A 2,396-nucleotide genomic window follows, 5' to 3' on the forward strand; every position below is an offset into this window, starting at 1 on the left:
ACGAAACGCGCCCTCGGCGGGACGGGCGGCGTGAACGCCCACGACGGGCTCGGCGTGTCGCGCGTCCTCGAGTTCACCACGGCGCCGGGGGCCACCCGGGTCGTGTGCGAGGACCGGTACGTCGCCGCGTCTCGGTTCGGGCGCTACCAGGTCGTGTCCGCCGACGGACCGGTCTCCAAGGCGATCCTCGCCGCCTTCGTCCTGGGTGGCCTCTCGCTGGCGGGCGGCGTGCTCTGGCTCGTGATCCTGTTCCGGCGCCAGAGCGCCACCGGCTGACGGCGGCCACCGGCGCATCGCGAGATCGATCCTCGCCGCGACGTCGATGTCCCGGTGACCTGGGCGCGGAAGGTGTGGACGTCCACCCCCAGGTCGATCCGCTCTCGCGTGACCGCGTGCTTGGTACCTCCTACGGGTCCGTCCGCGCCACCGACGTGAAGTCGCGCATCCCGGCATCGGCGCGCTCCTGCTCGTCCGCGTGGTCGCGGCGTCGTGCCCAGGCGCGCTGGGACAGCGGGTAGGCGTAGTCCCGCAGGCGGTTGAGCAGCCCGGTCGGCTCGAGGCCGCCGCCACAGTTGAAGGGGTTGAATCGGAGGGCGTCGAGCGTGTCGGGCAGCGGATCGCGGATCCGCAGCTCGCCCACTCGGGTGAAGCTTCCGGTGGGGCGCGCGATCACGAGCTCGAAGCGCAGCGCACCCGTGGCCGCTGCGCGCGCGAGGCGGTCGAACTCGTCATCTCCGCCAGGGCGGGGCGAGTCGGCGACCGGCCGCACCGCGATCACGAACCGCTCGCTCCCCGCGCGGTAGAGCAAGGACGACGAGTAGAGCCTCTGTTGGACGTCACCGGCGGGGAGGAAGACGTGCCTCAGCCCCGGCGCCCCGGTGGAGCTGACCGCGAGGACGTCCTGGTGATGGCCTGCGCCGTACGCGTCCGGCACGCGGATCGCCACCCCGAGCAGATCCGGCAGTGGCCGAGGGAGGCCCAGCGACCGGGAGAAGCGCACCAGCGCTGGGTGCGTTGCCGCTGTCCTCAGCAAGCTCGAGCCGCTCGGAGCCCCGTCTCCACCGTCCATGGCCAGCTCGGCGCCATACGTGACGCCGTGCGGATGGACGGCCTTGCCGCTCCGCAACCACGCGAGCGAGGCGAGGACGCCGCCCACTGCGAGGCCGGCCGCGTCGACAGCCACCCGGGTTGGGGCCGACAGGCCTCGCCGGGCGTGGTGTCCGAGATCGGGCATGGCAGCGGACTACCCGGGCTGACCGCTCATGACGCTCGCGGACGGACCGTGCAGCGAACAGCCCTTGCCGGATGTCACGTTCGCCGCAGCTCGGCCGCGCGCACGGCGGACCGTCGCGGCACGGCCGCGGTCGCGGCTCCCGCCGCGAGACGCCGGAGCCTCAGGCCGCGGTGGGTTCGCTCGCGACGTCCCGCGTCGCGTCGGCGTCCCCGCCGGCGATCGGCTCGATGCGTACGGCGACCGCGTTGAACGCGGCGTTCCCGCTGAGCGCATCCACGACCGACGCGTCGGTGATGTCGTTCATGCTCGCGCCGGCCTTCGCCGCCGCTCCCTTCCACCCGACCCCGGCGCGGGTGTGGCCGAAGCCGTGGGGCACCGATACGACGCCCGGGCGGATCTCGTCGGAGATCTCGACCGGCACCTCGATCGCGCCGACCCGCGACGCCACGCGCACGTTGTCGCCCTCGCTGATCCCCCGCGCGGACGCGTCATCCGGGTGGAGGATGGCCGTGCAGCGGTCCGCGCCCTTCATCAGCCGCGGACTGTTGTGCATCCATGAGTTGTTGGACCGCAACTGACGGCGGCCGATCAGCGTGAGGTCGAAGCCGGACTCCGCGGCCATCTCCCGCTCGGCGGCGAGCGCCTCGAGCTCCTCCGCGGCCGCGAGCAGCGCAGGCGTCGTCAGCCGCAGCCGCTTCTTGGGCGTCCTCATCAGGCTGGCGAGCCGCGGCTGCAGCGGCCCGAGGTCGATCCCGTGGACGGACTCCTTGACCTTCCCCATCGTCAGCGATCCGAAGGGCCCGCGGGCCAGGAGACCGTACGGCCCCGTGCGCAGCGCGAGGTCCCCGATGCGCTCCGGGGTGGCGACCGCGCCGACGAGGCTGACGAGCCCGTTCTGGATGCGACCGGCCAGGCCCCCGCCCAGACGGCCGGCGAGCGCCCACAGGATCTGCCAGTCCGTCCGGCCGTCCGGCGGCGGCGGGACGGCGGCCGGGTTGGGACGGATGTGGTTGTGGACGGAGACGGCGGGGAAGACGAAGTCGACGTCGGAGCGCTCGAGGTGCGAGACCGGAGGCAGGATCACGTGCGCGTGGCGGGTCGTCTCGGTGATGTACATGTCGACCGCGACGTAGTGCTCGAGCTCGGCGAGCGCCTCGTCGAG

The 2,396-nt window shown here is 73.2% G+C and carries 3 protein-coding genes; 1 reads left to right on the forward strand and 2 read right to left on the reverse strand.

Going from position 1 to position 2,396, the window contains the following annotated elements:
• A partial coding sequence (locus tag ABYE80_RS19815; protein ID WP_372792031.1) for a hypothetical protein occupies nucleotides 1-276 on the forward strand: 276 nt, incomplete at its 5' end.
• Nucleotides 277-406: 130 nt separating this feature from the next.
• On the opposite strand, the gene ABYE80_RS19820 is transcribed toward ABYE80_RS19815, so the two are convergent.
• Together ABYE80_RS19820 and ABYE80_RS19825 are read right to left on the reverse strand one after the other, a co-directional pair.
• Nucleotides 407-1,234: a hypothetical protein gene (locus ABYE80_RS19820; RefSeq protein ID WP_372792032.1), complete on the reverse strand. Its 828-nt coding sequence runs from the start codon at nucleotides 1,232-1,234 to the stop codon at nucleotides 407-409.
• Between the two features lie 160 nt (nucleotides 1,235-1,394).
• The coding region (locus ABYE80_RS19825) for a molybdopterin dinucleotide binding domain-containing protein (protein WP_372792033.1) at nucleotides 1,395-2,396 on the reverse strand (1,002 nt) is incomplete at its 5' end.

Origin of the sequence: Paraconexibacter sp., from assembly GCF_041602235.1 — a bacterium.
Lineage (GTDB): Bacteria > Actinomycetota > Thermoleophilia > Solirubrobacterales > Solirubrobacteraceae > Paraconexibacter.

Bases quoted from the DNA above. Each gene is read 5' to 3' on its own strand.
- ABYE80_RS19820 (WP_372792032.1), bottom strand. From the start codon at position 1,234: ATGCCCGATCTCGGACACCACGCCCGGCGAGGCCTGTCGGCCCCAACC.